Origin of the sequence: Sphingomonas arenae (genome assembly GCF_016924655.1) — a bacterium.
Taxonomy (GTDB): Bacteria; Pseudomonadota; Alphaproteobacteria; order Sphingomonadales; family Sphingomonadaceae; genus Sphingomicrobium; species Sphingomicrobium arenae.
On record NZ_JAFFJU010000003.1, the window covers coordinates 119124 to 145076 of the forward strand.

Here is a 25953-nt window from a genome sequence, read left to right on the forward strand (position 1 = left end):
AGCGCGACCTTAGCTCAGGGCACATTCTCCGTCAGCAGGTCGTAGCTGGCGACCAGCTCATCCTTCTGGTTGAAGATCTCGACGGCCCAGCGAACCACGCCCGTGTCCTCGCTCTTGAGGCTCTTGGACCGGACGGTCAGTTCCACCCGCATGCTGTCGCCGGGGTAGAGCGGGGTGAGGAAGCGCAGGTTTTCAAGGCCGGTGTTGGCGAGGACAGGGCCCGGGTCGGGATCGACGAACAGGCCAGCGCCGAAGCTCAGGATCAGGTAGCCGTGGGCGACGCGACCCTCGAAGATGGGCGAGGCCTTCGCGGCCTCCTCATCCATGTGGGCGTAGAAGGTGTCGCCGGTGAAGTGGGCAAAATGCTCGATGTCTTCGAGCGTTACGGTGCGGCTCTTCGTCTGGAGCGTGTCGCCGATGATGAGCTCGCTCATCCGCCTGCGGAACGGGTGGGTCTCGACCACGTGCTTGGGACCGCCCGGAATGTACTGATCGGTGATGGCAGCGATCATCGCGGGCGAGGACTGGAGAGCGGTGCGCTGCATGTAGTGCTTCACCCCGCGGATGCCGCCCATCTCCTCGCCGCCACCCGCCCGGCCTGGGCCGCCATGGGTGAGGACCGGGAGCGGTGACCCGTGGCCAGTCGAGTCCTTCGCGTTGGTCCGGTCGATGACGAGCATGCGGCCGTGGTAGGCCGCGGCGCCCAGGACGAAGTCGCGCGCCGCCTCGGGTGAGTGGCTGAACATGGACAGCGCCAGGCTGCCCCGGCCGCGATTCGCGAGCCGGACGGCGTCGTCCAGGTCGCTGTAGGGCATCAGGGTGGAGACCGGGCCGAACGGCTCCACGTCGTGGGCCGCGTCGCAGGTCCAGGGATCATCGGCGCGAAGGAGAACGGGGCTCAGGAAGGCGCCGCCGTCCGGACCGGCCTGAGCCTCGGGGTCGCCGGCCACCACGCGAGCGCCGGCCGCGGCGATCTCGGCGATCTTCGCCTTCACGTCCTCGCGCTGCCCACGATTGACGAGAGCGCCCATGCGCGTGTCCTCGGCGCGCGGATCGCCGACCTTCGTGTTGGCGAGGCGCTCACGAATAGCGCCCTCGGCGGCGTCGATGAACTCGGCGGGTGCGAGCGCGCGCCGGATGGCGGTGCACTTCTGGCCCGCCTTGACGGTCATTTCGGTGCAGACTTCGCGCACGAACAGGTCGAACTCGGGCGTGCCGGGAGCCGCGTCGGGGCCGAGGATGCTGGCGTTCAAGCTGTCCCGCTCGGCGATGAAGCGGACCGACTCGCGGGCGATGATCGGGTGGGACTGCAGCTTCATCGCGGTCTGGGCGGAGCCGGTGAAGCTGACGACATCCTGGCAGGTGAGGTGGTCGAACAGGTCGCCGACGTGGCCGACGATCAGCTGCACCGCGCCGGGCGGAAGCACTCCCGCTTCGATCATGATCCGGAAGGCCGCCTCCGTCAGGTAGGCGGTGGGGGAGGCCGGCTTCACGATCGCAGGGACCCCCGCCAGCAGGGTGGGGGCGAGCTTTTCCAGCATTCCCCAGACCGGGAAATTGAACGCGTTGATGTGGACCGCGACGCCTTGAAGCGAGGTGAAGACGTGCTGGCCAACGAACGCGCCTGACTTGCTCAGCGGCTCCAGCTGGCCGTCGAGCAGGACATAGGCGTCGGGCAGCTCGCGCCGGCCCTTGGACGAGAAGGAGAAGAGCGTGCCCGCGCCGCCCTCGATATCGATCCAGCCGTCCTTGCGGGTGCAGCCCGTCGCGTAGTTGAGCTCATAAAGCTCTTCCTTGCGGGCCATGATCGCTTGCCCGAGCGCCTTCAGCATGCGGGCGCGCTCGTGAAAGGTCAGCTTGCGCAGGGCCGGCCCGCCGACATTGCGGGCGTGGGCGAGCATGGCGGCGAAGTCGAGCCCGCCGGACCCGGTCGCCGCGACGGGCGAGCCGTCGATCGCGGAAGGGAGTTCGACGAGAGTCCCTTCCCCGGCGATCCAGCGGTCACGGGCATAGTTCAGAAGCTGCGGGGTCTTCATGGTGGTCCTGTCGATTGGGTGATCGGCAAGCAGCCTAGCGGGGAGCCGCCCTCCGGTCCATTTCGGCGCCCGCGGCAAGGTGCTGAGGGCGTGTTAACCATGTTCCGGCAGACTGTGCTTACCATCGGCTCCTAGGCTCCAGCGGCCATGCGATCCGCGCTGCTCGTCCTGTCCTGCCTTGCGCTGACCTTTGCGCCCACGAAGGCCGACGCGTGGCCGCTCCCGTCGACCGACGCGGCTGCCGCCCTGCTCGCAGTGCACAACCGGGAGCGAGCGGCGGTGGGCGCGCCTCCCTTGCAGTGGGACCCGGCTCTGGCGCAGGCAGCGGCGTCCTACGGCCCGCAGCTCGCGTCGCTGGGCCGGCTGGTTCATTCCCCGCGGGAGGGCCGGCCGGGGCAGCGCGAGAACCTGGCGATGGATTATTCCGCCCACACATCCGTCGATCGGCTGATCGGGACCTGGGTGGTGGAAAAGCGCGACCTGCTGCCCGGCGCCTTTCCGAACGTGAGCCGGACGGGCAACTGGAAGGACGTGGCGCACTATACGCAGATGGTGTGGAAGACCACCACCCACGTCGGCTGCGCGATCCACTCGGACGGGCGGCAATGGAGCTACCTCATCTGCCGCTACTCGCCGCCAGGGAACGTGGACGGCCGGCGTTGTCCGGAAGATTGCTGATGCACCATTCGGGAAAGTCCTGACGGGCCAGGCGGCAACGCCCCCGCTATCGACGCGTTCGGGGCGGAGGCACATGGACCAGGCAAGTATTCTCACACGGGCCGAGGCGCCCGCTGCCTCGCTGGAGGTGCAGGACCTCAGCCTCACGATCGAGGGGCGGGCGGTGCTCCGCGACCTGTCCCTCCGCGTGGAGCGGGGGGAAGTGGTGGCGCTGCTCGGGCGGGACGGGGCGGGCAAGACCTTGTGCTTCCAGGCCATCGCCGGGCTGGCACCGCATAATGCCGGACGGATGCGTCTGGGCCAGTGGGACGTGACGGAGTGGCCGGCCGATGAGCGCGCGCGAAAGGGCCTGTCCTACCTGCCGGAGGAAGATTGCATCTTCCATGGGCTGACCGTGGCCGAAAACATCGCCCTCGCCTTGGAGCTGAACGAGGGGGAGGCGGAGCGGTCGGCCGACCTCGAGCGCTTGCTGGCCGCCTTTCGCCTGTCCGCCCTGCGCGACCAGCCCGCGTCCACCCTGTCGGGCGGCGAGCGGCGGCGGTGCGAGGTGGCGCGGGCGATGGCGGCGTGCCCGGCCATCCTGATGCTGGACGAGCCGTTTCGCGGGCTCGATCCGCTGGCAGTGGCGGAGATCAGGCGGCTCCTGCTGCAATTGAAAGGAGAGGGCGTGGGCGTCCTGGTCAGCGACTATGACCTGCACGATCTCTACGACGTCATGGACCGGGCCTACGTGCTGCACGAGGGCACGCTGGTGTTCAGCGGCAATCGCGACGCACTCCTGTCCGACCCGGAGGTGCGGCGGCTTTATCTCGGCGAAACGTTCAAGCTCTAGCGACCCTGGAAGCTAGGGGTACGCTTCTCCAGGAAGGCCGCCACGCCCTCCCGGTAATCCTCGGTGAAGCCCAGGCGGCGCATTTCGTCGCGCTGGATGTCGAGCTCCTGGTCGAGGGTGCGCGACCAGCTAGTGCGGACCAGCTGCTTGATCGCGGCGAGACCTAGCGGCGGCAGGCTGGCAAGTCTCGTGGCAAGGGCGTCGACTTCGGCGTCGAGCTGGTCATCCTCCACCGCTTTCCAGATGAGGCCCCACTCGGCGGCCTTGTCGGCAAGGAGCGGCTCGCCGGTAAGGGCGAGGCCCAGCGCACGGGCCTGGCCTACCAGACGGGGCAGATGCCAGCTGCCGCCGCTGTCGGGAATGAGGCCGAGCGCGGAGAAGCTCTGGATGAACCTGGCCGAGCGTGCGGCGACCACCACGTCGCAGGCGAGCGCAATGTTCGCGCCGGCGCCGGCCGCGACGCCGTTGACGCGGGCGATGACCGGTTGCGGCATGTCAGACAGGCGGCGGATCAGGGGGTTCCAGCTTTCCTCGACGGTCTCGCCGAGGTCGACGGCTTGGCCCGGGGCGACCGCGCGATCGTTGAGATCCTGCCCCGCGCAGAAGCCGCGGCCGGCGCCAGTCAGGATGATCACGCGGGCGTCGGCGGCTTCGTCGAGCGCCTGCTGCAGCTCGGAATGCATCTGCCGGGTGAAGCTGTTCAGCCGGTCGGGTCGGTTGAGGGTGATGCGGGCGATATGCTCGCGCTGATCGAAGATGATCGTGTCGTAGGTCATGGCGGCCCTTCGTCGGGGTGGAACCATCGCGGGTCAACGGCTATCTATCACCCATGTACACGACCGACCTCACCAAGCAGCCGGGCAAGCCCGACAACGTCAAGCCGATCGGTCCCGCCGAAGACTCCGCGCTGGTGGCCGCGTTTGAGGCGCGTGTGGCGGCCGACGAGTTCATCGAGCCGAAGGACTGGATGCCGGAGGCGTACCGGCGGACGCTGGTGCGTCAGATCAGCCAGCATGCGCACAGCGAGATCGTCGGCATGCTGCCTGAGGGCAACTGGATCACGCGGGCGCCCTCGCTGCGGCGCAAGGCCATCCTGCTCGCCAAGGTGCAGGACGAGGCTGGGCACGGCCTGTACCTGTACTGCGCGGCCGAGACGCTGGGCACCAGCCGCGAGGAGATGATCGAGGCGCTGCATTCCGGCAAGGCGAAGTACTCGACGATCTTCAACTACCCGACGCTGACCTGGGCGGACATCGCCGCAATCGGCTGGCTGGTCGACGGAGCGGCGATCATGAACCAGGTGCCGCTGCAGCGCACGAGCTACGGGCCGTACGCGCGGGCGATGGTGCGCATCTGCAAGGAAGAGAGCTTCCACCAGCGCCAGGGCTATGAGGCGATGATGGAGCTGGCGAACGGGACGCCTGAGCAGAAGCGCATGGCGCAGGACGCATTCAATCGCTGGTGGTGGCCGAGCCTGATGATGTTCGGGCCGCCGGACGAGAATTCGCCCAATACGGCGCAGAGCCTGCGCTGGCGGATCAAGCGCGAAACCAACGACGAACTGCGCCAGAAGTTCGTGGATATCACAGTGCCGCAAGCGGAATATCTCGGCCTGACGGTGCCGGATCCCGATCTCAAGTGGAACGAGGACAAGGGCGGCTACGACTTCGGCGAGATCGACTGGGACGAGTTCTACGCGGTCGTTCGCGGCGAGGGTCCGGTCGCCAGGGAGCGGATGACCGCCCGGCGCGAGGCGTGGGAGAGCAACGCCTGGGTCCGCGAAGCCGCGGCGGCGCACGAGGCGAAGCGGCGGGAGCGAGTGGCAGCCTAGCGTCGCGCTCACGCTGAGCTCGTCGAAGCGTCTTCCGCCGCCGTAGCCGCCCAATGTCGCGCTCACGCTGAGCCTGTCGAAGCGTGTCCCGCCACCCGCACTAGCCGCCCAACCTTGCGTTCACGCTGAGCTTGTCGAAGCGTGTTCTCCCGCGCTAACCGCAGCTTGATCACCCTTCGACAGGCTCAGGGTGAGCGCGAGGAGCGTTGCATGTCCGACTGGCCGCTGTGGGAAGTCTTCGTCCGCACCAAGGGCGGCTTGGCGCATCGCCATGTCGGCAGCGTCCACGCGCCCGACGCGGAACTCGCCCTGCGTCACGCCCGCGACACCTACACCCGCCGGATGGAGGGAGTGAGCCTGTGGGTCGTGCGCTCGGCCGACATCGTGGCCAGCGACCCGGATCAAGCGGGCGAGCTGTTCGAGCCGGCGGCGGACAAGGTGTACCGTCACCCGACCTTCTACGACATCCCGGACGAGGTGAAGCATATCTAGGCTACGTCATTGCGAGCGCAGCGAAGCAATCCAGTGCGGCCGCGCGCAGAAAACTGGATTGCTTCGTCGCTTCGGTCCTCGCAATGACGGCTGACCATGCCCTCACTACCTCCCATTAGACCCGAGGACGTTGCGATGGCCGAGCAGGCCCGTCCTCACGGCGCATTCGACGCTCCCTCGGACGCGCACGATCCTATCCGCGCCGGCTACGTCCTGCGGCTGGGAGACGACTCCCTGATCCTGGGGCAGCGCCTGTCCGAATGGTGCGGGCATGCGCCAAGCGTCGAGGTGGATCTCAGCCTGTCGAACCTCGCGCTCGATCTCGTCGGGCAGGCGACGCTGCTGCTTGGCGCTGCGGGTGACGCCGATACGCTGGCGTTCAAGCGCGACGTGCTGGACTTCCGCAACTGCCTGCTGGTCGAGCAGCCGAATGGCGACTTCGCGAGGACCATGGTTCGCCAGCTGCTGTTCTCGACCTGGCAGCATCTGCTGTACCAGCGCCTAGCGGTCGGCACCGACGAGCAGCTCGCGGGAATTGCCGCCAAGGCCGTAAAGGAAGTCGCCTATCATCGCGAGCTCGCGGGGGAGTGGGTGGTCCGGCTTGGGGACGGCACCGAGGAGAGCGCGCGGCGTACGGCAGACGGGCTCGACTGGTGCTGGCGCTTCGTGCCGGAGCTGTTCGAGGTCGATGCGGAGCTGGAGGAGGCTTGCCGGTGCGGTCTGGCCGTCGATCCGCGCAGCTTCGAGGAGGAATATCGCGCGAGTATCGCAGCCGTGCTGCAAGAGGCGAAGATGGCTCAGCCGGCGGACCAGCGGCCCATCCTCGGAGGGCGGCGCGGACACCATAGCGAGCATCTCGGGCACCTGCTCGCGATCATGCAATATCTGCCGCGCACCTACCCGGACGCGAAGTGGTGAGTAAGGACTTCCACACCCTGACGGTAGCCGAAGTGGTGCCGGAGACGGACGAGGCGCGCTCGATCCGCTTCGCCGTGCCGCCGGAGCTTGCGGACCTATACCGGTTCCGCGCGGGCCAGCATCTGACGATGCGGACCTTCATCGACGGCGAGGAGGTGCGGCGAAACTATTCGCTCTGCACCGCGCCGAGTGACGGCGACCTGATGGTGACCGTCAAGCAGATCGCGGGCGGCGCGTTCAGCAATTGGGTCGCGCGGGAGCTGAAACCCGGCGACGCGCTTGACGTCATGCCGCCGCATGGCTCGTTCACGGTGGACTTCGATGCAGCGCAGGCGCGGCACTATGTCGGGTTTGCCGGCGGCTCGGGGATCACGCCCATCATGTCGCTGATCCGCACCGCGCTGGGGACCGAGCGCCAGAGCCGGTTTACCCTCTTCTACGGGAACCGCGACTCCAACTCGATCATCTTCCTGGAGCAGCTCGCCGCGCTGAAGGACCGCTATCTCGGCCGGTTCGAGCTGTTCCACTTCCTCAGCGACGAGGAGGGGGACGTCGACCTGCTGAACGGCATGCTGGACCGGTCGACCTGCGATGCTGCAATCGCGGCGTTCGTGCCGGATGCGGCGGAGGTGGATGCCTGGTTCATCTGTGGTCCCGGCCCGATGATGGACGCGGCGGAAGCGGCTTTGGTGGAGCGCGGCGTGGCGCATGACCGCATCCACATCGAGCGCTTCACGGCCGGTCGCCCGTCGGCGGCGCTCGCGGCGGAGATGGCGCAACTGCAGCAGCAGGCCTCGGGCTTGCAGATGTCGGTCACGATCGACGGGCGCACGCGCAAGGTGGCGTTCGACGGGACCAACATCCTCGACAGCGCACGTGCAGGTGGGCTGCCCGCGCCGTTCGCCTGCAAGGCCGGGGTCTGCGCCACGTGTCGGGCGCGGGTGACGGCGGGCGAGGTGTCGATGGCCGCACGCTACGGCCTCACCGACGAGGAGATTGCCGCGGGCTATGTCCTGACCTGCCAGTCCGTGCCGAAGGGCGAGGGCGTGGCGGTCGATTATGATGCCTGAGACTATGCCATCGTCATTCCCGCGAAGGCGGGGAACGTAGTGGCTGGCAAGCCAATCCAACTCCTGAAACGCTCACGCGCGAAAAAATCACGGGAGATGGATCCCCGCCTTCGCGGGGATGACGAGTAGGATGGCGGGGATGACGAGTTGGGGGGAACGCGCTAGAGCGCACCCCATGCTGACCAAGACCGTTGCGCCCGGCCTCTCCGACCTCCCTCCGGTCAGGAGCGACTCGCTGCTCGCCCTGATCGCGCTCGCCAATGCCGACAGCCGGCCGGAGAAGATCGACGTGGGCGTCGGCGTCTACCGCGATGCGGATGGGCGGACGCCGGTGCTTCGGGCGGTCAAGGAAGCCGAGCGGCGGCTGTGGGAAGCGCAGGACAGCAAGGGCTATCTGGGCGGCGCGGGAGACAAGATTTTCCCCGAGCTGCTGAAGCCCATCGTGCTGGGGCCGCATGCCGCGGACGAGCGGATCGCCGGGCTGCAGACCCCGGGCGGGTGCGGGGCGCTGTACCTCGCTTTCCAGCTCATCCGGCTGGCCGACCCGAGTGCGCGCGTGTTCATGGGCGTTCCGACCTGGCCGAACCATCCCCCGATGGCGCGCGGGGCGGGGCTCGAGATCGTGGAGTATGACCACCTCGATCGCGACACAGGCGGGGTTCGAGTCGATGCATTGCTCGAGCGGCTGCAGGACGCACGCCCGGGGGACGTGGTGCTGCTGCACGGCTGTTGCCACAATCCGACGGGCGCGGACCTGAGTGAGCAGGAGTGGGACGAGGTCGCCCGCGTGATTGCCGAGCGCGGGCTGCTGCCGCTGATCGACATCGCCTACCAGGGCCTTGGCCGCGGGCTGGAGGAGGATGCGTACGGGGTGCGCGTCATCCTCGATGCGTGCGACGAAGCGCTGATCGCCCAGAGCTGCGACAAGAATTTCGGCGTCTACCGCGATCGGGTCGGCTGCCTTTTCATGAAGACGCGCAGCAAGGAGGCCACCGCGACGGCGATGGCGCATCTGCTTCAGCTGGCGCGGGAGGCCTGGTCCATGCCGCCCGACCACGGGGCCGCCGCGGTACGGATGGTGCTGCAGGACGGGGCGCTGACCGGCGACTGGAAGGCCGAGCTGGAGGAAATGCGGCAGCGGATCGCGACCGTGCGGGAGCGGATCGCCTCATCCGACGAGCGGCTGGCCTTCATCGCAGACCAGTACGGCATGTTTTCGATGCTGCCCCTGACCCGGGAGCAGGTAGTCGGCCTGCGTGAGAAGCACGCGATCTATATGGCCGACAGCGGGCGCTTCAACGTGGTCGGCATCGCGGACGAGGCGATCGACCGCTTCTGCGCAGCAGTGATCGAGGCGCTCGACGGCGAAGTCGCGCATGGCTGAGGCGGACCCTCAGTTTACGACTGATACCGACTGGCGGGAGGTTGCCAGGCTGGTCCTCACCAGTCGCGAAATGGACCGGATCGAGGAAGAGGAGCTCGTTCCGGCCAAGAAGGTGCTGTACCAGTTCAGCGCACGCGGGCACGACATGGCGCAGGTGCTGCTCGGCCTCAAGCTGCGGGACGGCGATGCGGCATGCGGATACTATCGCTCGCGGCCGCTGTTGTTGGCTCTCGGCGTACCGCTGGCCGATGCGCTGGGCTCCGGCATGGGACGGGCTGGCGGGTACAGCGACGGCCGCGATATCGGCGTGGTGTTCAACTACCCCAACCCAGGCGGCTGCCACGCTCTGCCGATGAGCGGCGGCGTCGGCGCGCAATATACGCCCGCGGTCGGCTGGGCGCAGGCCGCGAAATACAAGCATGAGGTGTTGGGTGAGGGGCCCGGCGATGCGATCGCGGTCGTGCTCGGCGGTGACGCGAGCTGCGCCACCGGCGGCTTCTGGTCGGCGCTGACGATCGCGACCACTCAGCAACTGCCGCTGCTCATGTATGTCGAGGACAATGGGTACGGCATATCCGTGCCCTCGACCTACCAGACTCCGGGCCAGGACATTGCCGCCAACCTGGCGAGCTTTTCCGGGCTGACGATCTTCAACGGGGACGGGACGGATCCGGCCGAAGCGGCGCGGCTGGTCGATGCCGCGATCGCGCACGTGCGGTCCGGCAAGCCGGCGCTGCTGCGGCTAACGGTGCCGCGGCTGGAGGGGCACAGCTACCAGGACACGCAGACCTACAAGTCGGAGGAAGTGATTGCCGCCGAATGGGCGCGTGACCCGCTGCCCAGGCTCAAGGCGCATTGTGCATCGCTGCAGATCGGCGACGCGCAATGGGAGGAAATTGAGCGCTCCGTTGAGTGGGAAGTGCAACGCGCGCGGGAAGAATCCGACAATCGACCGGTGCTTTCGGTCGAAAAAGTCGCACTCAACGTGTACTTCTCGGGCGATCATGCGCACGTCGGCGGCCGCGCAGGGTTGGAGGCGGAAGCTACCGACAAACCCCGGCCCGAGGGCCAGCGCATCAACATGGTCACCGCGATCCGCCGGGTGCTGGACCAGGAGTTGGAGGCGAACCCGCGGGTCCTGGTGTTCGGCGAAGACGTCGGCCCCAAGGGCGGCGTTCACGCCGTGACGCTCGGGCTGCAGGAGAAGTTCGGGCATTCGCGGGTTTTCGACACCAGCCTCAACGAGGAAGGGATCGTCGGCCGAGCGGTCGGGATGGCTCTCGCCGGGCTGATGCCGGTGCCGGAAATCCAGTTCCGCAAGTATGCCGAGCCCGCGACCGAGCAGATCAACGACTGCGGGACGATGCGTTGGCGGACGGCAAACCATTTCGCCGCGCCAATGGTGCTGCGGGTGCCGGGCGGCTTCTTCAAGTGCGGCGATCCCTGGCACAGCCAAACCAACGAGGTGCAGTTCGTGCACAATCCGGGCTGGCTGGTGGCGGTGCCTTCGAATGCGGAGGATGCGGTGGGCCTGCTGCGCGGAGCGCTGCGCGGGAACGACCCGGTGCTGTTCTTCGAGCATCGCGCGATGCTGGACGACAGCTGGGCGCGGCGTCCGTGGCCGGGGGACGCTTACGTCCTGCCGTTCGGGCGGGCGAAGAAGACCCGAGAGGGCGACCGGATCACGATCGTCACTTGGGGCGCGATGGTCCCGCGCTGCGAGGCGGCGGCGGAGGGCGTCAGCGCTGACGTGATCGACCTGCGCACACTCATGCCGTGGGACCGCGAGACCGTGCTGGAGAGCGTGCGGCGAACCCGGCGATGCCTGATCGTGCACGAAGATCTCCGCACCGGCGGCTTCGGCGCGGAGATTGCGGCGGTGGTGGCTGACGAGGCGTTCCTCGACCTTGATGCGCCCATCGCGCGAGTCACGATGCCGGACATCCCCTCGCCGCATCATCCCGCGCTGCTGGAAGCCACGGTGCCGAGTGTCATGCGAATTCGGGCGGAGATCGACCGCTTGGTGGGCTTCTGATGTGATCGAAATTCGCGTTCCCGACGAGCAGGAGGGCACCAAGGCGGTCGTCCGCGCCTGGCTCAAGAGAGTGGGCGAGACCGTCGCGGAGAATGATCCGTTGGTGGAACTCGAAACGGACAAGGTCACGCAGGAGGTGCCGGCGCCGGCAGCCGGCGTGCTCACCGAGATCCTGCTCGACACCGATGCGGAGGCGGTGCCCGGGGCAGTGCTGGGGCGCATTTCGATAGACGGAGGAAGAAGCTCGCCGAGCGCTCACGCTGAGCCTGTCGAAGTGTCTGCTGATGCAAGTGCTCCTTCACCTCTCGACAAGCTCAGGGTGAGCGCTGAAGAAAACTCCGAGACCCGTTTGTCCCCGTCGGTTCGCCGTGCGCTTCAGCAGCACGGGATCGACCCGGCCCGGATCCGAGGCACCGGCCGTAACGGGCGGATCACGCGGGAGGATGTGGACCGGGCGGTGGAGATGGCGACCGTCAGCCATGTCGAAGCCGATCAGAGGCAGATCGCCCAGGCGCGCATCGCGGAGAGCAACTGGGCCCCGCAGGACATTCCGCATGATCGCATGCGGCTCAAGATCGCGGAGAACATGGTGCGCGCCGTTTCGAACGCACCGCACGTCACCGCCTTGTTCGAGGCCGACTTTTCCGCGATCGCCGCACACAAGAAAGCGCTGGCGGAGCGGGGGACGAAGCTCAGCTACACCGCATACCTGATCAAGGCGGCCGCCGGCGCGATGGCGGTCGCCCCGGCGATCAATGGACGCTGGATGGAGGACCGTGTCGCCATCTCGCCGACGATCGACATCGGGGTGGGCACGGCATTGGGGGACAAAGGCCTGGTGGTCCCCGTGGTCAGGGATGTCGGCGCGCTAAGCGTGGAGGAGATCGGGGCACGGCTGGACGACCTGACGACCAGGGCGCGGGAGGGGCGGCTCACCGGGGGAGACTTGTCGGGCGGTAGCTTCACCATCTCCAACCACGGCGTGTCGGGATCGCTGCTGGCGGCGCCCATCATCATCCACCAGGGACAGGCTGCAATTCTCGGGGTCGGCAAGCTGGAGAAACGCGTGGTGGTTCGCACCATCGATGGCCACGATGCGATCCTCATCAGGCCGATGGCCTATGTCACGCTGACCATCGACCACCGGGTCGTCGACGGGCACCAGACCAACCGCTGGCTGAGCCGCTTTGTCGAAATAGTTGAGAACTGGCCCTCGTAGAAGGCAACGCCTCTCCCTCCCGGCCGTTAACCAGCGCGACGGAGTGGAGAAACCCATGGCCAGAACACCAGAACCGCCGGTTGAAACCGTTGCGGTCGAATATGAAGAGATCCTCATCATCCCCGGTGAGGCTACCGAGATCGAGGGCAGCGACACCGGCTCTCGTGCCAAGCGCCGCAGGCCGTCGTCGGGGGTCGAGCGCGGTGGATCGAGCAACCGCGCACTGATCGGGCTTGGACTTGCGGCAGCGACCGCTGGTGCAGCCTTCTTCTTCGCGCGAAAGGCCGGAGAGAACCAGAACGGCCACTACACCGGCCCGCGGATATCCGATGCACCGGATCACGTCCTGCGCGGCAAGGCCAAGGAGCAGTCGGCCAACAACCAGGACGGCAGGGCTCTTGTCGGGCGGACGGTGACGATCGGCAAGCCGCGCCAGGAACTCTATGCGGTGTGGCGGGAATTCACGCGCTTTCCCGAGTTCATGGACAACGTGCGTCAGATAGAGAAGCTGGACGACACCCGTTCGCGTTGGACGATCGAGGCGCCGATGGGGGCGACCGTGCAGGTCGTCACCCGGATCGTCGAGGATGTGCCGGGCGAAACCATCGCCTGGGTCAGCGAACCGGAGAGCCAGATCGAGACGGATGGCCGGGTCGAGTTTGCCGACGCGCCCCCGGGACGCGGCACCTACGTCCGCTTGCTGCTCCGCTACAAGCCGCCGGCCGGCGCTCTTGGCCGGGCCGTGGCCAAGGTGATGCAGCGCGAGCCAAACGTGCAGGCCCGCCGCGACCTGCGCCGGTTCAAGCAGTTGATGGAAACGGGCGAGATCCCGGTCAACGCCTCTCCCTCGGGCCGCAAGTCCGAGAGCCCCACTGAAGCCCGGATCTAAGGAGTTCTTTCATGCGTGCACTTACCTGGCACGGCCGCCACGATGTTCGCGTCGAGACCGTTCCCGATCCGGAGATCGTCAATCCGCGCGACTGCATCCTGAAGATCACGTCCACCGCCATCTGCGGATCGGACCTGCACCTGTACGATGGGTACATCCCGACCCTGCGGGCCGGCGACGTGCTCGGCCACGAGTTCATGGGCGAGGTCGTCGAGGTCGGCTCCAAATCCACGCTCAAAAAGGGCCAGCGGGTGGTGGTGCCTTTCACGATCAGCTGTGGTGATTGCTTCTTCTGCAAGAAGCAGCAGTTCAGCGCCTGCGACAACTCTAACCCGGCGGAGACCTCGGACGCTTCCGAGACGCTGATGGGTCACGCAATGGGGGCGGCCTTTGGCTATGCGCACCTGACCGGTGGCTATGCGGGTGGTCAGGCCGAGTACGTCCGAGTGCCGTTCAGCGACGTGGGTCCGATCGTGATACCCGACCAGCTCGAAGACGAAAAGGTCCTGTTCCTGTCCGATATCCTGCCGACGGGTTGGATGGCGGCGGAGAATGCCGACATCGAACCGGGGGACACGGTTGCGGTTTGGGGCTGCGGTCCGGTGGGCCTGTTCGCCATCCAGAGCGCCTTCATCATGGGGGCGCACCGGGTCATCGCGATCGATCACTATCCGCGTCGGCTTCAGCTCGCCAAGCAGATGGGCGCCGACGTTCTCGACTATCGTGAGGTCGAGGTGCTTGAGGCCCTTAAGGAAATGACCGGCGGCATCGGTCCGGATGCGGTCATCGACTGTGTCGGGATGGAGAGCCACGGGATGGCGATCGACAACATCGTCGATACGGTGAAGGCCCACACCTTCTTGGCGACCGAGCGGCCCCACGCGCTGCGGCAGGCGATCATCGCGTGCCGCAAGGGTGGGCGTGTGTCGATCCCGGGCGTCTATGGCGGTTTCGCCGACAAGTTCCCGCTCGGCCAGGTTATGGAGAAGGGCCTGACGATCAAGACCGGCCAGACCCATATGCAGCGCTACCTCAAGCCGCTGCTGGAGCTAATCCGGGAGGACAAGGTGGATACGACCTTCCTGATCTCGCATCGAGAACCGCTGGAAAAGGCGGCAGAAATGTACCGCCACTGGCACGATGAGCAGGACACCTACACCAAGATCGTCCTGAAGCCGGAGATGGCCAAGCCGCGGACCGAGGCGCGGCAGCCCGAACTCGCGACGGCCTGAAGGAGACGGCAACCATGGCAAACAAGCTTGCTATCGTGACCGGTGCCTCGACCGGGATCGGACTGGAACTCGCCAAGCTCGCCGCGCAGGAGGGCTATGACTTGCTGGTGGCTGCCGACACGCCGTTCGTCGACGCCAGGCCGGCGCTCGAGGGTTTGGGTGTGACGGTCGAGACGATCGAGGCTGACCTCGCCACCGAGCAGGGCGTCCGACAGCTGCTCGATAGGCTGGGTGAGCGACCGGTCGATGTGCTGGTGGCGAATGCCGGCCATGGGCTCGGCGGGGCGTTCCTCGATCAGCAGCCGCAGGAGTGGCAGCACGTCATCAACACGAACGTGACGGGAACCTTGCTGCTGATCCAGCCAATTGCTCAGCGGATGGCCGCGCGTGGCGAGGGCAAGATCCTCGTCACGGGCTCCATCGCGGGCCACCTCGCTGGCTCGTTCCAAGCCGTCTACAACGGCACCAAGGCGTTCGTGGACAGCTTCTCCGCAGCCCTCAACAACGAGCTGAAGGGCACCGGTATCACCGTAACCTGCCTCAAGCCGGGTGCCACGGAGACGGAGTTCTTCGAGCGCGCGCACATGGAGGACACGAAAGTCGGTCAGGCCAAGAAGGACGACCCGGCCGACGTGGCCAAGACCGGTTGGGAAGCCATGAAGGACGGCAAGGAATCGGTCGTCTACGGCCTCAAGAACAAGGCACAGGTGTGGGCGTCCGGCGTGCTACCCGAATCCGCGACGGCCGTCCTGCATCGCCAGCAGGCGGAGCCCGGTAGCGGCAAGTAAGTCGTTCCCGCGGCGGAACAGGCCGGACCGCCGCGTGTTCGCCATCGCATGGAAACTCGCACCGGGCTGAGCGACGCCCAATTCGTCCGCCGCGTCCTGATCGTCATTGCGCTGATTGCGTTGGCCCTGCTTGCCTGGTCGCTGCGCAACGTCTTGCTGATGGTGTTCGGCGCGGTTGTCGTCGCAACCCTGTTCCGCGCTCTGGCTGGGCAATATGAACGGCTTCGCTTGCCTTATGGGCTGGCGTTAGCGCTTGCCGTTGTGACGGTGTTCGCGATCCTGGCAATCACTGCGGTGCTGTTCGGACAGCAACTGGTCCAGCAAACCGAGGCGCTCACCAAGGCCGTGCCGCAGGCGTGGGAGTCGCTCCGGGGCCGGTTGGAAGGGTTCGGCCTGGGCGGGCAGCTTGATCAGCTGAGTGGCGCCGGGCAGACCAGCGGCTTCGCCTCCAGCGCCGGCCGCTTCGCCATGTCGCTCGGCGGGGGACTGGCAGACGCCCTCCTGATCGTCGTCGGCGGCATCTTCATCGCGGCGAGCCCACGTTTCTATCAGGCCGGCATGGTTAAGCTGGTGCCTGAGAACAAGCGCTCGCTGGTGGGCAGCGCGCTTGGCGACAGCGGCAAGGCGCTCAAGCTGTGGCTCAAGGCGCAGTTGCTCACCATGGCCGGGGTCGGCCTGGTCACCGGCTTCGGGCTGTGGCTGATCGGCATGCCATCGGCGCTGGCGCTGGGCCTGCTCGCGGCATTGCTGGAGTTCATCCCGTTCGTCGGACCCATTCTGGCAGCACTTCCGGCCGTGCTGATCGCCTTGGCAGTCGACCCGACGATGGCTCTGTGGGTGGTCGGGGTGTATCTGGTGGTCCAGCAGATCGAGGGCAATCTGCTGCAGCCGCTGCTGCAGCAATGGGCCGTCGACCTGCCGGGTGCCGTGTTGCTGTTCTCCCTGCTGGCTTGCGGAACGCTGTTCGGTCCGCTCGGCGTGATCTTCGCCGCGCCGCTGACGGTCGTCGTCTACGTCCTGATCAAGCGGCTCTATGTGAAGGAGACGCTGAATACGGCGACGCCGATCCCGGGCGAGGATGCAGGAAAATAGCAGCTTGCGGGCTTAGTGCCCTCCGGCGCGCGCCGCCCTCTTGCCGACAGCCTTGTCGAAGGCATGCAGCACCTTGTCGCTCGCGGAGCGGACGACGGCTTCCACCCCGACCCCTTCGGCGGCGGCCGCGACGGCCCCCATGCCCTCCGGACGGACCTCGATGGAGCAGCGAAATTCCGGGTTGTCGGTCCGGCTTTCTTTGACATGCCCGAGGTGCACCTCGACCCGAGTGACCTGCTGGAGGATGCGGTCGAGCCGACCGCGAACGATCTCCTCGAGTTGGTCTGGATCGGCTTCGTTGCCCTGGATCTGATTGTCTCGATTGAACTGGAACAGCACGCTTTGCCTCCCGAGCAGATGGTGGTTGCCTGACCGAACGACCGACGCCTCCGCCGGTGCCGGAAAAAGCGAGCCGGAGGCAAAAACCTGACCCCGGAACGGCGCCCGTTCTGACCCGTTCGGCCCCGCACCAGCGGAGGGTGATTTTGGCGACTTTGACGGCGGAACAATCGGCGAAGGATAAGGCCCATGCAGCCGAGAAGCTGCCGGTGGGCGAGGCGGCGGCGGTGTTGCTCGACCAGCTTCAAACTGGCGATGTCATTTTCCTGACGTCGGACGAACCGCGCGCGCTGGAGATTGTCCATGCGCTGGAAGGTGGCGCACCCGAGGCGCTGGTGCTGTTCTGTCCGGGAAGCGACGCGCTACCCGGGGAGTCGGCGCCACCATCGCCGTCGAACGTGGGCCTTCGAGCAACGGCGCTGCGGAAGCTGCGGGCGGCGCTCTCGAGCTCGGAGCGGCCCCATATTGCTTTCGTGAGCACTGGAGAGGCTGCGGCTCGGCTCTATCCTCTGCCCGACCGCTTCGACAGCGCTCCGCCGGTCGTGACGGTGGGGCAAGTGCTGGACTTGGAGTCGTTTGCAACCAAGCTGGACGGCATCGGCTATATCACGGACGACCGGGTCGACGAGCCCGGCGAAGTCGTGCTGCGCGGTCAGGTGATCGACGTCTATCCGGCGGATGCCGGAGAGCCCTACCGGATCGAGGCGCAGGAAGGGCGGGTGGTCTCCATCCGGCCTTATGATGCCGCGACCCAGCTGACGACCGGCGAGTGCGAAAGCCTGGAGCTTGGGCGCGTCAGTGAGCCGGAGCTCGGCGAGGGAGTGACGCTGGTCGACTATCTGCCCGATGCGCCGGTGGCGCTAGATCAAGGTGCGGAGAAGCGCCGCTCCCGCTTCCTGGCTCTGGCTCGCGATGCCGCCAGGCGTCGGCCGCAGCGGGCACTGCGGGACGTCTGCTCCGATGAGCGTTGGACCGAGGCGCTCAGACGGCACAAGGCGCTCGATCTCGGCGGAGCGTTCGGTGAGCCGCCGCCGCGGTTCGTAGAGATGCGGGCGCCGGTGCGGGCGTTCGCGAAAGTGGCGCAGGAAACGCTGGCAACCGGTGAGCGGCTCCTCCTGCTCGGTACGCCGCGGGACCTGCGTTTTCTTGCGAGGCGGGTGCCCAAGGGCCTTAAGGCGGAGCCGCGCGCGGTGGACAGCTGGGCCCAGGCGCGCGGGGCGGAGCCTGGATCGCTGTTGATGCTCGCCATGCCGGTACCCCGCGGCTTCCGGCTGCCGGGCCTGCTGGCGATCGCCGCGGCGGACTTGCTCGGAAGTCGGGCGCAGCGGGACACGGACCAGCCAGGCGCCGCGGATGCGCAGGTCTTCGACTTCGGCGAGGTGCGGATCGGCGACGTGGTGGTGCACGAGGACCACGGCATTGCGGTGGTGGTCGGGCTGCAGGAGCTGCCTGAGGACGCTGGGGACGCGATCGTGCTGCGGTTTGCAGGCGACAACCGGCGGCTGGTGCCGGTGGCGGAGGCGAGCCGGTTGTGGCGGTATGGCGCGGACGAGGATGCGGTCACGCTCGACAGACTGGATGGCTCCACCTGGGAGAAGCGCCGGGGCGAGATTGCTGCCGCCGTGGCGCAGACGGCGCGCGGGCTGGTGGAGCTAGCCGCCGAGCGCATGAAGCGGACGGCGCCGGTGCTGGAGCCGGAGCCCGCCGCCTATGAACGGTTCGCGGCTGGCTTTGCGTTCACGGAGACGACCGACCAGCTGCGGGCCATCGAGGGGGTGCGCGCGGACCTGGCCTCGGGCAAGCCGATGGACCGGCTGGTGATCGGCGATGTGGGCTACGGCAAGACCGAAGTCGCTCTACGGGCTGCGGCGATGGCGGCGCTGGCAGGCAAGCAGGTCGCGCTCGCGGCGCCCACAACCGTGCTCGCGCGGCAGCATCTGGAGACCTTTCGCGAACGCTTCGAGGGCACGGGCGTGGAGGTCGCCGGCCTGTCACGGCTGTCGAGCGCGGCAGAGAAGAAAAGGGTTGTTGCGGGCCTGAAGGACGGGTCGATTCGGGTGGTCGTCGGCACGGGCGCGGTCGCAGGAAAGGCGGTCGAGTACCAGGATCTGGGTCTCGTCATCATCGACGAGGAACAGAGGTTCGGCGCGGCGGACAAGGCCAGGCTGCGTGAGCTGGGTGCAGGGCATGTGCTGACGCTCAGCGCCACGCCGATCCCGCGGACGCTGCAGAACGCGCTCATCGGCCTGCAGCAGATGTCGATCATCGCCACGCCGCCGGCCAAGCGGCAGCCGATCCGGACGACCGTCGGCAGCTTCGACGAGCAGACGGTGCGGACGGCACTGTTGCGGGAGCGGAGCCGGGGCGGGCAAAGCTTCGTGGTGGTGCCGAGGATCGAGGATATCGCGCCGATGGCGGAGCGGCTGGCGAAGCTCGCGCCGGAACTCGAGCTGCTGCAGGCGCACGGCAAGATGCCTGCGGCGGAGATCGACGAGGCGATGGTGCGCTTCGCGGGCGGAGACGGCGACGTGCTGCTCGCCACCAACATCATCGAGGCTGGCCTGGACGTGCCGCGCGCCAACACGATGATCGTGTGGAAGGCGGACCGGTTCGGCCTGTCCCAGCTGCACCAGCTGCGCGGGCGAGTCGGGCGGGGTGCTCGGCGAGGGCAGATCCTCCTGCTGACCGATCCGGAGGCGGAGATCGCAGCGCGGACGCTCGCACGGCTAAACACGCTGGCGGCGTTCGACCGGCTGGGCGCAGGTTTTGCGATCAGCGCTCGCGATCTGGACATGCGCGGGGCTGGCGACCTACTCAGCGACGAGCAGTCGGGGCATATGAAGCTGATCGGCGTGGATCTGTACCAGCACCTGCTGGAGGCGGCGATCCGGGAGGCGCGGGGCGAGACGGTCGACGAATGGACGCCGGTGCTTAACCTCGGCGTGGGCGGGCGGCTGACGCCCGAGTGGATCCCGGAAGAGGAGACCCGGGTCGGGCTCTACATCCGGCTCGCGCGGATTACGGACGTGGGCGGGTTGGAGGCCTTCGACGACGAGCTTGCGGACCGCTTCGGCGAGCTGCCGGAAGAGGTGCAGCGTTTGCTCGCCCTCGCGCGGGTGCGGGTGCTGGCGCGGGCGGCGGAGATCGAGAAGATCGACGCGGGGCCGGCGGCGATCGCCTTCACCCCGCGTGGCGAGTTGGCGGCTACAGCCGGGCTGGAGGAGAAGAACGGCCGCCTCATTCTCAAGGAAGCGATCGAGGCTCCGCTCGAGCGGGTGGCGCGGGTCGAAGCCGTGCTCTCCGACCTCGCGCCCTAAGCTCCTAGAAGTTCACCCGCGCACGAGCGTAGACGAAGCGGCCGTTGATCCCAATGGGCGAGAGGATGTCGTAGGCGAGGTTGCCCGCGCCGTTGATGTCCGGGATCGACTGGTCCGGGTAGTTGTCGAACAGGTTGTTCGCGCCGATCGCCAGCGTGGTCTCGCCGAACAGCTTGTAGCTGACCTCCGCGTCGACCGACCATTGCGCCGGGATCTTCTGGCTTGGTGTGAAGCCGCCGCCGAAGTCGAACACGCGGGTGACCGAGCCGAAGCGGGTGGCGCGGAGCAGGCCGCCGAAGCGGTTTAGCTCGTAGTCGGCGCCGAGGATCAGCTTTGTCCGCGGCACGGCGGTAGTGAGGGTGTTGGTCTCCTCAAGGCCGATCAGGCCGCCCGAGATACCGTTGGCAGCGAGTTCGGGCGGGGGCGCGTCGACGCTGCGGATGCTGTTCTTGGCGTAGCTGTAGCCGAGGTTGACGCCGAGCGACCCACCCGCGAAGCCGGTGCGATAATCGGCCACCGCCTCGATACCGCGTGTCTTCAGGTCGACGGCATTGGTGAAGAAGTTGATGGCGTCGTACGTGCCGAGGCCCAGCGCGGTCCGCTGGGCCGGCGTGAGGCCAGTCAGGTCGAAGCGCTCGGACAGAGTGATGCGGTTGTCGACCAGGATGCGGAAGGCATCCACGGACAGGCGCAGCCCCCGGAGCGGCGACGCGGTGAGGCCGACGGAAAGGTTGAAGCTCTTTTCCGGATCGAGATCGCTGGCGCCGAGCGCGCGGGCGGCCGGGCTGTCCACCGGCAGGGTGCCGACCCGCCGCAGCACGCCGCCTTCGCCGAAGGTTAGCACGGTGGTGGAAATGCCGCGCTGGCCGAGCGACGGCGCCTTGAAGCTGTTCGACACGGAGCCGCGCAGCGCGATGTCGGGCGCGAACTCCCAGCGAAACGCCGCCTTGCCGGCAAGGCTGGTGCCCGCGTCGGAGTAGCGCTCCACCCGGCCAGCGACGACGCCGAACAGGGTGGGGGCGAGGTTCGCGGATAGCTCCGCATAAGCCGCGAGCACCGTCCGGTTGATGTCACGGGAGTCCTCCGGCGTCAGGCCCTGCGCGCCCTGCGAGCCGGGCTGCAGACCGAGCGTCGCCGGATCGGCGAGGGGACCGACCGCGTAGGAAGCCGGGTCGCCTGGCGTGGACTTCCAGCTCTCGCGCCGGAACTCGGCGCCGATCGCCAAGGTGGCAGGCTCGGCCAAGCCGAACGACAGCTCGCGGGTGGCGTCCAGGTTGGCGAGCAGCTGGTCGGAGCGGATCTTGGCAATCAGGAACTCGTTCGGGCTGGCGGCGCCTAGGGAATAGTTGATGCTCTCTTCCAGGCGGTAGTTGATCCAGTTGCGGCCATAGCTGAGGCTCCCGTCGAGCTTCCAGCCGCCAACGTCACCGCGCACGCCCCCGGATATCGACAGATCGCGATTGCGGACCACGCCTTCCGGACGGAAGCCGTCGAGGCCGTTCGGCAGGTTGGGCGGCAGGTAATCGTTGCCGTTGCCGTCCACGATCACTGGCCAGCGGAAGAAGTTGGACCCGCGTGCTTTGCGCGAGTGGAAGATGGCGGTTGCGTAGGCGGTGGCATCCCCTAGCGCCGCCTCGCTGTTCAGCCAAAGGTGCCCGCCACGAACCTTAGGGTCGCCGACCTTGAACAGCCGCTCGCCGAAGAAGCGGTCGTTGCGCGGGTCGGTGTAGCTGCCGCCGGTGAGGAACTGCCCGCCTTCGTCGAACCCGGCGCGATTGGTGCCCTCCTGCCAGATGTAGTCCCCGCCGACGGTCAGGAAGCCATCGGTCCCGAGCTTGGTGCCGAGCTTGGCATCCAGCACGGTCGTCCGGCCGTCGCGCAGGGTCTCGTCGATCGCGCCAGGCTCGGTGATGTTAAGGCCGTGGCTGATGCCCACGGAGCCGCCGCTGTCGAGGCGATCGAGAACGATATTGACCACGCCCGCAATCGCGTCGGAGCCGTATTGGGCGCCTGCGCCGTCGCGCAGCACCTCGACCCGCCGGATGGCGTTGACGGGGATGGTGTTGAGGTCGACGGGCGTCGTGCCGCGGCCGACCTTGGTCTCGAGGTTCGGGGTGGAGGTCGTGTGATAGCGGCGGCCGTTTACCAGGACGAGAGTCTGGTCTGGCGAGAGGCCACGCAACTGCGCCGCCCGGATGGCATCGCCGGAGCCGCTGTTCGACTGGCGCGGGAAGTTCAGGGAAGGCGTAATCAGCTGCAGCGCTTGGGCGACCTCGCCCGAGGTGCCAGCATCGCTGATCTGGTCACCGGTGAGCACATCGATCGGGACCGGGCTGTCGAGCACGGTTCGCGGCGCCCCGCGAGTACCCGTGACCACGATTGCGTCCTCCGGCGCCTGCTGAGTGTCCACTTGCGCGGCCTGAGCTGCGCTCGTCGGAGGCGTGACAGGGTCCGTTGCCTGCGCCAGCGCGGGCGATGAAAGACCTGCGGCGGCCACCATCATGGTGGTCTGCAGGAGGTGTGGCTTGTACCGTAAAATCATCGTTGCCCCCAAGGCTCTATGTTGACTTGTCAGCTATTGTCTGGACCTTGGCGCTACAAGCACTTCGCCGCAGAAATCCGCCATTGTTGCTTGGCAGTCACGTTCAGCAAGGACCTTCTCCCTTCGTGCCCGATCTTAGCAAGAAAACACCCTCGAAGCTTCTCGGCGCGTGGCAAACCTCCTCCGTCGTTGTCGGCATGGTGGTGGGTGCCGGCATCTTCCGCACCGCGTCGGAAGTCGCCGCCAACCTCAATTCACCTGTTGCCGTGCTTCTGGCCTGGGCGCTGGGCGGCGTGTTCGCACTCGCCGGAGCGCTTTGCTACGCCGAGTTGACGACGGCCTTCCCGCATACGGGCGGCGATTACCGCTTCCTGCGGGAGGCGTTCGGGCGCACGACTGCCTACATCTTCGCCTGGTCGCGGTTCGCGATCATCTTCACGGCGTCTGCTGCCATGCTAGCGTTCGTGGCGACGGATTACCTCGCACAATTGATCCCGATGCCGCCGGCTGCGCGGGCGTGGCTGGCAGCGACCATTATCGTCGCCTTGACCACGATCAACCTGCGTGGCCTCAAGACGAGCGCTCGAACGCAAGTGGGTCTAGTGACCATGGACGTAATTGCGCTGCTGGCCATCGTCGCTGCGGCCCTGTTCTTGTTGGTCGGAGGATTCGGCGCGCAAGTCGCGGCTCCGCGGGGAGGCGCGTTCAACCTCGGCGCGGCGCTGGTGTTCGTGATGCTGGCTTATGGAGGGTTCAACGACAGCGCCACCTTATCATCCGAAGTCCGCACTTCCCGGCAGATGACGCAGGCGATGATCGGCGGCATGAGCTTGGTCACTGCCTTGTACCTGCTTGCGAACTGGTCCTATCTCAGCGTGCTTGGGCTTGAGGGCTTGGCCTCCAGCGATGCGCCCGCCGCCGACGTCATGCGGCTTGCATTCGGCCCTGCCGGGGAGGCAGCCATGGTCGCCGCCGTCGGCATCGCAGCCATCGCCATCCTCAACGCGCTCGTGATCGTCGGTGGTCGCACCCTCTATGCCGCCGCCGAGGACGAAACAGCACTGGCGCGGCTGGCAGCGTGGGACAGCTCACGTCATGTTCCTCCGGCGGCCGTGGTCACCCAAGGTGCTGTGGCCCTGCTGTTGGTCGGCTGGGGCGCGTGGCAAGGTACCGGCTTTGCCGCCATGGTCGACTATATGGCGCCGGTCTATTGGCTCTTCTTGCTTCTCACGGGGCTTGCGCTGATCCGTCTGCGGAGAACCCGACCCGAGGTGGAGCGTCCCTACCGCGTCCCGCTGTACCCCCTAGTGCCGCTAATTTTCGCGGCAGGCTGTGCCTACGTTCTTTATTCCAGCGTGCGCTATGTCGGCTGGAAAGGCTGCTTCCTCAGCTTCGGTGTGCTGGCATTCGGACTTGTGGTCCGATGGGCCATGCGGCTTGGTGCCGCTCGACAATCCTGAGAGGGATGGCGCACCCGACACGATTCGAACGTGTGGCCTTTGCCTTCGGAGGGCGGCTTTTTAGGGTCTTAGTACGTCCGAGTACGTCAGGAAAGCTTGCTTTTCCGTCCGTTTAAGTCCAGCCATTTCCGACCATGTTTTCCGTACCAATTCCGTACGGCATGGCTTTGCCCCCGAGGGCAGGGAGGTCGGAATGGCTTTGGACCTGAGCCGAGTGAAAGAACGGGAAGCGCTTCCCTCACGGCGTGAGCCGCACTGGCAGCGTGTTCGACCAGGCTGCTTCCTTGGCTATCGTCCCTCGAGCCGCGAGGGCGCGGGAACGTGGATTGCTCGGGCATATGACGAGGATCGCCGCAAGTATCGCCTGCAATCGCTAGGTGACTTCCCCGGTGTGCCAGCCCGAGAGCAGTTCACCATAGCCAAGCGTGAAGCGGAGCAGTTCGCGGAGCGTGTCGAGTCTGGTGGTCACCAAAGGACACCCATCGAAACAGTCGAGGATGCCTGCAAGGAGTACGCGAAAGCCAATGGCGAGGCCGCCAGTCGCTTCCGCCGCTACGTGTACGCTGACCCGATTGGCAAAGTTAAGCTGACCAAGCTTCGGCGCCACCACGTGCAAGAATGGAGAACTCGGCTTCAGCGGACGCCGGCGAAGGGAAAGCAAGGGGAGATGCTTTCAGCGTCTTCCGTTGGCCGGCAATCGGCAATGCTGCGGGCGGCGCTCGCGCAAGTTCTCGCACCCGGCGCACCCGGCACTGATGCAGCCTGGCAAGAGCCTCTGAGGCGAAGCAAGCATGATGATCGGCAACGCACCTTGTACCTGGACCGGGAGCAGCGCCGACGCCTGCTGCAGCACTTGCGCAAGGAAGCCGAGCCGTTTGTCCGGACACTTTGCCTGCTGCCGCTTAGACCGGGCGCGGTCGCGGATCTGACAGTGGCTGATTTCGATAAGCGCACCCGCGAGCTGACCATTGGCAAAGACAAGGATGGCAAGCCTAGACGGATACTCCTTCCACCTGCAGCTGCTGCCCACCTGTTGGAGCAGAGCAAGGATAAGCTGCCGGCTGCGCCGCTCTTCAGCCGGGCGGATGGCAGAACTTGGACGCGCGATAGCTGGAAGGATCCGATCGCTGAAGCTGTTAGAGCGGCTGAGTTGCCCGCTGGCGCGACAGCGTACACGCTGCGCCACTCGACGATCACCGATCTGGTTCAAGCCGGATTACCGCTTCTGACGATTGCACAGGTAAGCGGAACCAGCGTCGAGATGATCGAGCGTCACTATGGACACTTGAATGCCAAAGCGGCCGCCGATGCGTTAGCGGGGTTAGCGCTGTGACCGCTGGGAGCAACGGTCATCCGGGCCTTAAACTGCCCTTCAACTCAGAACTTGATGCTGATGCTTATAGGGGCCTCTTAGACGGCGATTTGCAGCCACTAGCTCGACAGTTGCGAGCTGGACTGCCGTTGAGCGCGGCGACCGCCGAACTGCTCGCAGACATGATCGAGGACAAAGGCGCAGACTGGAAGATACTGAAGCCCCGCGGTCAGACGAATAACCAGCAGACCTGGAGCAAGGCGGTCGAAGAAGAAAATCAGCTATTTGAGATCGGCCTTTTCGTGGAGCGAGAGCTTCGAGCGGACACTCGGAGGGGCGCTCGAAAAGCCATCGTCTACAAGGCCCAACTGAGGTTTGGCGTTGGAAGCACCAAGGTCAATGATGCTCATCGATTCATACGTCAGAGACTGGATGAGGGCATGATCCAACTCGCGCTCGTGTCTTGCCCAGAGATTTAGTTTGGAAG

Annotated in this window: 21 protein-coding genes; 17 read left to right on the forward strand and 4 right to left on the reverse strand. The window is 66.6% G+C overall.

What is annotated here, in order from left to right; genetic code table 11:
- Positions 1 to 14: 14 nt before the first annotated feature.
- Positions 15 to 2036, reverse strand: a complete 2022-nt coding sequence (paaZ, locus tag JT720_RS12000; RefSeq protein WP_205481538.1) for a phenylacetic acid degradation bifunctional protein PaaZ — start codon at positions 2034 to 2036, stop codon at positions 15 to 17.
- Between the two features lie 147 nt (positions 2037 to 2183).
- Between paaZ and JT720_RS12005 the strand changes: the two genes are divergently transcribed.
- Both JT720_RS12005 and lptB read left to right on the forward strand, forming a co-directional pair.
- Positions 2184 to 2714 carry a CAP domain-containing protein gene (locus JT720_RS12005; RefSeq protein ID WP_205481539.1) on the forward strand — a complete coding sequence of 177 codons (531 nt, stop codon included), beginning with the start codon at positions 2184 to 2186 and terminating at the stop codon, positions 2712 to 2714.
- Positions 2715 to 2787: 73 nt separating this feature from the next.
- Complete coding sequence (gene lptB / locus JT720_RS12010) at positions 2788 to 3546, forward strand: LPS export ABC transporter ATP-binding protein (protein ID WP_205481540.1); 759 nt, start codon at positions 2788 to 2790, stop codon at positions 3544 to 3546.
- Here lptB and paaG read toward each other — a convergent pair.
- Complete coding sequence (gene paaG / locus JT720_RS12015) at positions 3543 to 4322, reverse strand: 2-(1,2-epoxy-1,2-dihydrophenyl)acetyl-CoA isomerase PaaG (protein ID WP_205481541.1); 780 nt, start codon at positions 4320 to 4322, stop codon at positions 3543 to 3545. The genes lptB and paaG overlap by 4 nt on opposite strands.
- A gap of 53 nt (positions 4323 to 4375) precedes the next feature.
- Between paaG and paaA the strand changes: the two genes are divergently transcribed.
- The 11 genes from paaA (at position 4376) to JT720_RS12070 (ending at position 16496) form a co-directional block, all read left to right on the forward strand.
- Positions 4376 to 5377 carry a 1,2-phenylacetyl-CoA epoxidase subunit PaaA gene (gene paaA, locus JT720_RS12020; RefSeq protein ID WP_205481542.1) on the forward strand — a complete coding sequence of 334 codons (1002 nt, stop codon included), beginning with the start codon at positions 4376 to 4378 and terminating at the stop codon, positions 5375 to 5377.
- Positions 5378 to 5587: 210 nt separating this feature from the next.
- Entirely contained in the window at positions 5588 to 5869 is a 282-nt protein-coding gene (gene paaB / locus JT720_RS12025; RefSeq protein WP_205481543.1) for a 1,2-phenylacetyl-CoA epoxidase subunit PaaB, read from the forward strand.
- 135 nt (positions 5870 to 6004) lie between these two features.
- Positions 6005 to 6787 (forward strand): 1,2-phenylacetyl-CoA epoxidase subunit PaaC, encoded by a 783-nt coding sequence (gene paaC, locus JT720_RS12030; protein WP_205481544.1) that lies wholly within the window; start codon positions 6005 to 6007, stop codon positions 6785 to 6787.
- Positions 6781 to 7857 carry a ferredoxin--NADP reductase gene (locus JT720_RS12035; RefSeq protein WP_336512009.1) on the forward strand — a complete coding sequence of 359 codons (1077 nt, stop codon included), beginning with the start codon at positions 6781 to 6783 and terminating at the stop codon, positions 7855 to 7857. Before paaC ends, JT720_RS12035 begins: the two co-directional genes overlap by 7 nt.
- 175 nt (positions 7858 to 8032) lie before the next feature.
- Positions 8033 to 9241 (forward strand): amino acid aminotransferase, encoded by a 1209-nt coding sequence (locus JT720_RS12040; RefSeq protein ID WP_205481545.1) that lies wholly within the window; start codon positions 8033 to 8035, stop codon positions 9239 to 9241.
- Entirely contained in the window at positions 9234 to 11276 is a 2043-nt protein-coding gene (locus tag JT720_RS12045; protein WP_205481546.1) for an alpha-ketoacid dehydrogenase subunit alpha/beta, read from the forward strand. Before JT720_RS12040 ends, JT720_RS12045 begins: the two co-directional genes overlap by 8 nt.
- 1 nt (position 11277) lies before the next feature.
- Positions 11278 to 12495: a 2-oxo acid dehydrogenase subunit E2 gene (locus tag JT720_RS14175; RefSeq protein WP_205481547.1), complete on the forward strand. Its 1218-nt coding sequence runs from the start codon at positions 11278 to 11280 to the stop codon at positions 12493 to 12495.
- A gap of 55 nt (positions 12496 to 12550) precedes the next feature.
- A complete protein-coding gene (locus JT720_RS12055) occupies positions 12551 to 13384 on the forward strand; it encodes an SRPBCC family protein (protein ID WP_205481548.1) in 834 nt (277 codons plus the stop codon).
- A gap of 11 nt (positions 13385 to 13395) precedes the next feature.
- Positions 13396 to 14616: a zinc-dependent alcohol dehydrogenase gene (locus JT720_RS12060; protein WP_205481549.1), complete on the forward strand. Its 1221-nt coding sequence runs from the start codon at positions 13396 to 13398 to the stop codon at positions 14614 to 14616.
- Positions 14617 to 14630: 14 nt separating this feature from the next.
- Positions 14631 to 15404 carry an SDR family NAD(P)-dependent oxidoreductase gene (locus JT720_RS12065; protein WP_205481550.1) on the forward strand — a complete coding sequence of 258 codons (774 nt, stop codon included), beginning with the start codon at positions 14631 to 14633 and terminating at the stop codon, positions 15402 to 15404.
- Between the two features lie 48 nt (positions 15405 to 15452).
- Positions 15453 to 16496 (forward strand): AI-2E family transporter, encoded by a 1044-nt coding sequence (locus tag JT720_RS12070; protein ID WP_205481551.1) that lies wholly within the window; start codon positions 15453 to 15455, stop codon positions 16494 to 16496.
- Positions 16497 to 16508: 12 nt separating this feature from the next.
- Here JT720_RS12070 and JT720_RS12075 read toward each other — a convergent pair whose 3' ends face one another.
- Entirely contained in the window at positions 16509 to 16835 is a 327-nt protein-coding gene (locus JT720_RS12075; protein WP_205481552.1) for an HPF/RaiA family ribosome-associated protein, read from the reverse strand.
- A gap of 146 nt (positions 16836 to 16981) precedes the next feature.
- Here JT720_RS12075 and JT720_RS12080 point away from each other — a divergent pair, with 146 nt between their 5' ends.
- Entirely contained in the window at positions 16982 to 20152 is a 3171-nt protein-coding gene (locus JT720_RS12080; protein WP_205481553.1) for a helicase-related protein, read from the forward strand.
- Positions 20153 to 20156: 4 nt separating this feature from the next.
- On the opposite strand, the gene JT720_RS12085 is transcribed toward JT720_RS12080, so the two are convergent.
- Positions 20157 to 22694: a TonB-dependent receptor plug domain-containing protein gene (locus JT720_RS12085; protein WP_205481554.1), complete on the reverse strand. Its 2538-nt coding sequence runs from the start codon at positions 22692 to 22694 to the stop codon at positions 20157 to 20159.
- Positions 22695 to 22819: 125 nt separating this feature from the next.
- Between JT720_RS12085 and JT720_RS12090 the strand changes: the two genes are divergently transcribed.
- The 3 genes from JT720_RS12090 to JT720_RS12100 all read left to right on the forward strand — a co-directional run bounded on the left by JT720_RS12090 (position 22820) and on the right by JT720_RS12100 (position 25945).
- A complete protein-coding gene (locus JT720_RS12090) occupies positions 22820 to 24154 on the forward strand; it encodes an amino acid permease (protein WP_205481555.1) in 1335 nt (444 codons plus the stop codon).
- Positions 24155 to 24347: 193 nt separating this feature from the next.
- Positions 24348 to 25487 (forward strand): tyrosine-type recombinase/integrase, encoded by a 1140-nt coding sequence (locus JT720_RS12095; RefSeq protein WP_205481556.1) that lies wholly within the window; start codon positions 24348 to 24350, stop codon positions 25485 to 25487.
- A gap of 128 nt (positions 25488 to 25615) precedes the next feature.
- The gene (locus JT720_RS12100) at positions 25616 to 25945 is read left to right on the forward strand and encodes a hypothetical protein (RefSeq protein ID WP_205481557.1); all 330 of its coding nucleotides are present in this window, start codon (positions 25616 to 25618) and stop codon (positions 25943 to 25945) included.
- The last annotated feature ends 8 nt before the right edge of the window (positions 25946 to 25953 follow it).

Coding starts and splice junctions, on each gene's coding strand:
- JT720_RS12070 (WP_205481551.1), top strand. CDS start 15,453: ATGGAAACTCGCACCGGGCTGAGCGACGCCCAATTCGTCCGCCGCGTC.
- paaA (WP_205481542.1), top strand. CDS start 4,376: ATGTACACGACCGACCTCACCAAGCAGCCGGGCAAGCCCGACAACGTC.
- JT720_RS12040 (WP_205481545.1), top strand. CDS start 8,033: ATGCTGACCAAGACCGTTGCGCCCGGCCTCTCCGACCTCCCTCCGGTC.
- JT720_RS12095 (WP_205481556.1), top strand. CDS start 24,348: ATGGCTTTGGACCTGAGCCGAGTGAAAGAACGGGAAGCGCTTCCCTCA.
- lptB (WP_205481540.1), top strand. CDS start 2,788: ATGGACCAGGCAAGTATTCTCACACGGGCCGAGGCGCCCGCTGCCTCG.
- paaZ (WP_205481538.1), bottom strand. CDS start 2,036: ATGAAGACCCCGCAGCTTCTGAACTATGCCCGTGACCGCTGGATCGCC.
- JT720_RS12060 (WP_205481549.1), top strand. CDS start 13,396: ATGCGTGCACTTACCTGGCACGGCCGCCACGATGTTCGCGTCGAGACC.
- paaB (WP_205481543.1), top strand. CDS start 5,588: ATGTCCGACTGGCCGCTGTGGGAAGTCTTCGTCCGCACCAAGGGCGGC.
- JT720_RS12055 (WP_205481548.1), top strand. CDS start 12,551: ATGGCCAGAACACCAGAACCGCCGGTTGAAACCGTTGCGGTCGAATAT.
- JT720_RS12085 (WP_205481554.1), bottom strand. CDS start 22,694: ATGATTTTACGGTACAAGCCACACCTCCTGCAGACCACCATGATGGTG.
- paaC (WP_205481544.1), top strand. CDS start 6,005: ATGGCCGAGCAGGCCCGTCCTCACGGCGCATTCGACGCTCCCTCGGAC.
- JT720_RS12065 (WP_205481550.1), top strand. CDS start 14,631: ATGGCAAACAAGCTTGCTATCGTGACCGGTGCCTCGACCGGGATCGGA.
- paaG (WP_205481541.1), bottom strand. CDS start 4,322: ATGACCTACGACACGATCATCTTCGATCAGCGCGAGCATATCGCCCGC.
- JT720_RS12045 (WP_205481546.1), top strand. CDS start 9,234: ATGGCTGAGGCGGACCCTCAGTTTACGACTGATACCGACTGGCGGGAG.
- JT720_RS12005 (WP_205481539.1), top strand. CDS start 2,184: ATGCGATCCGCGCTGCTCGTCCTGTCCTGCCTTGCGCTGACCTTTGCG.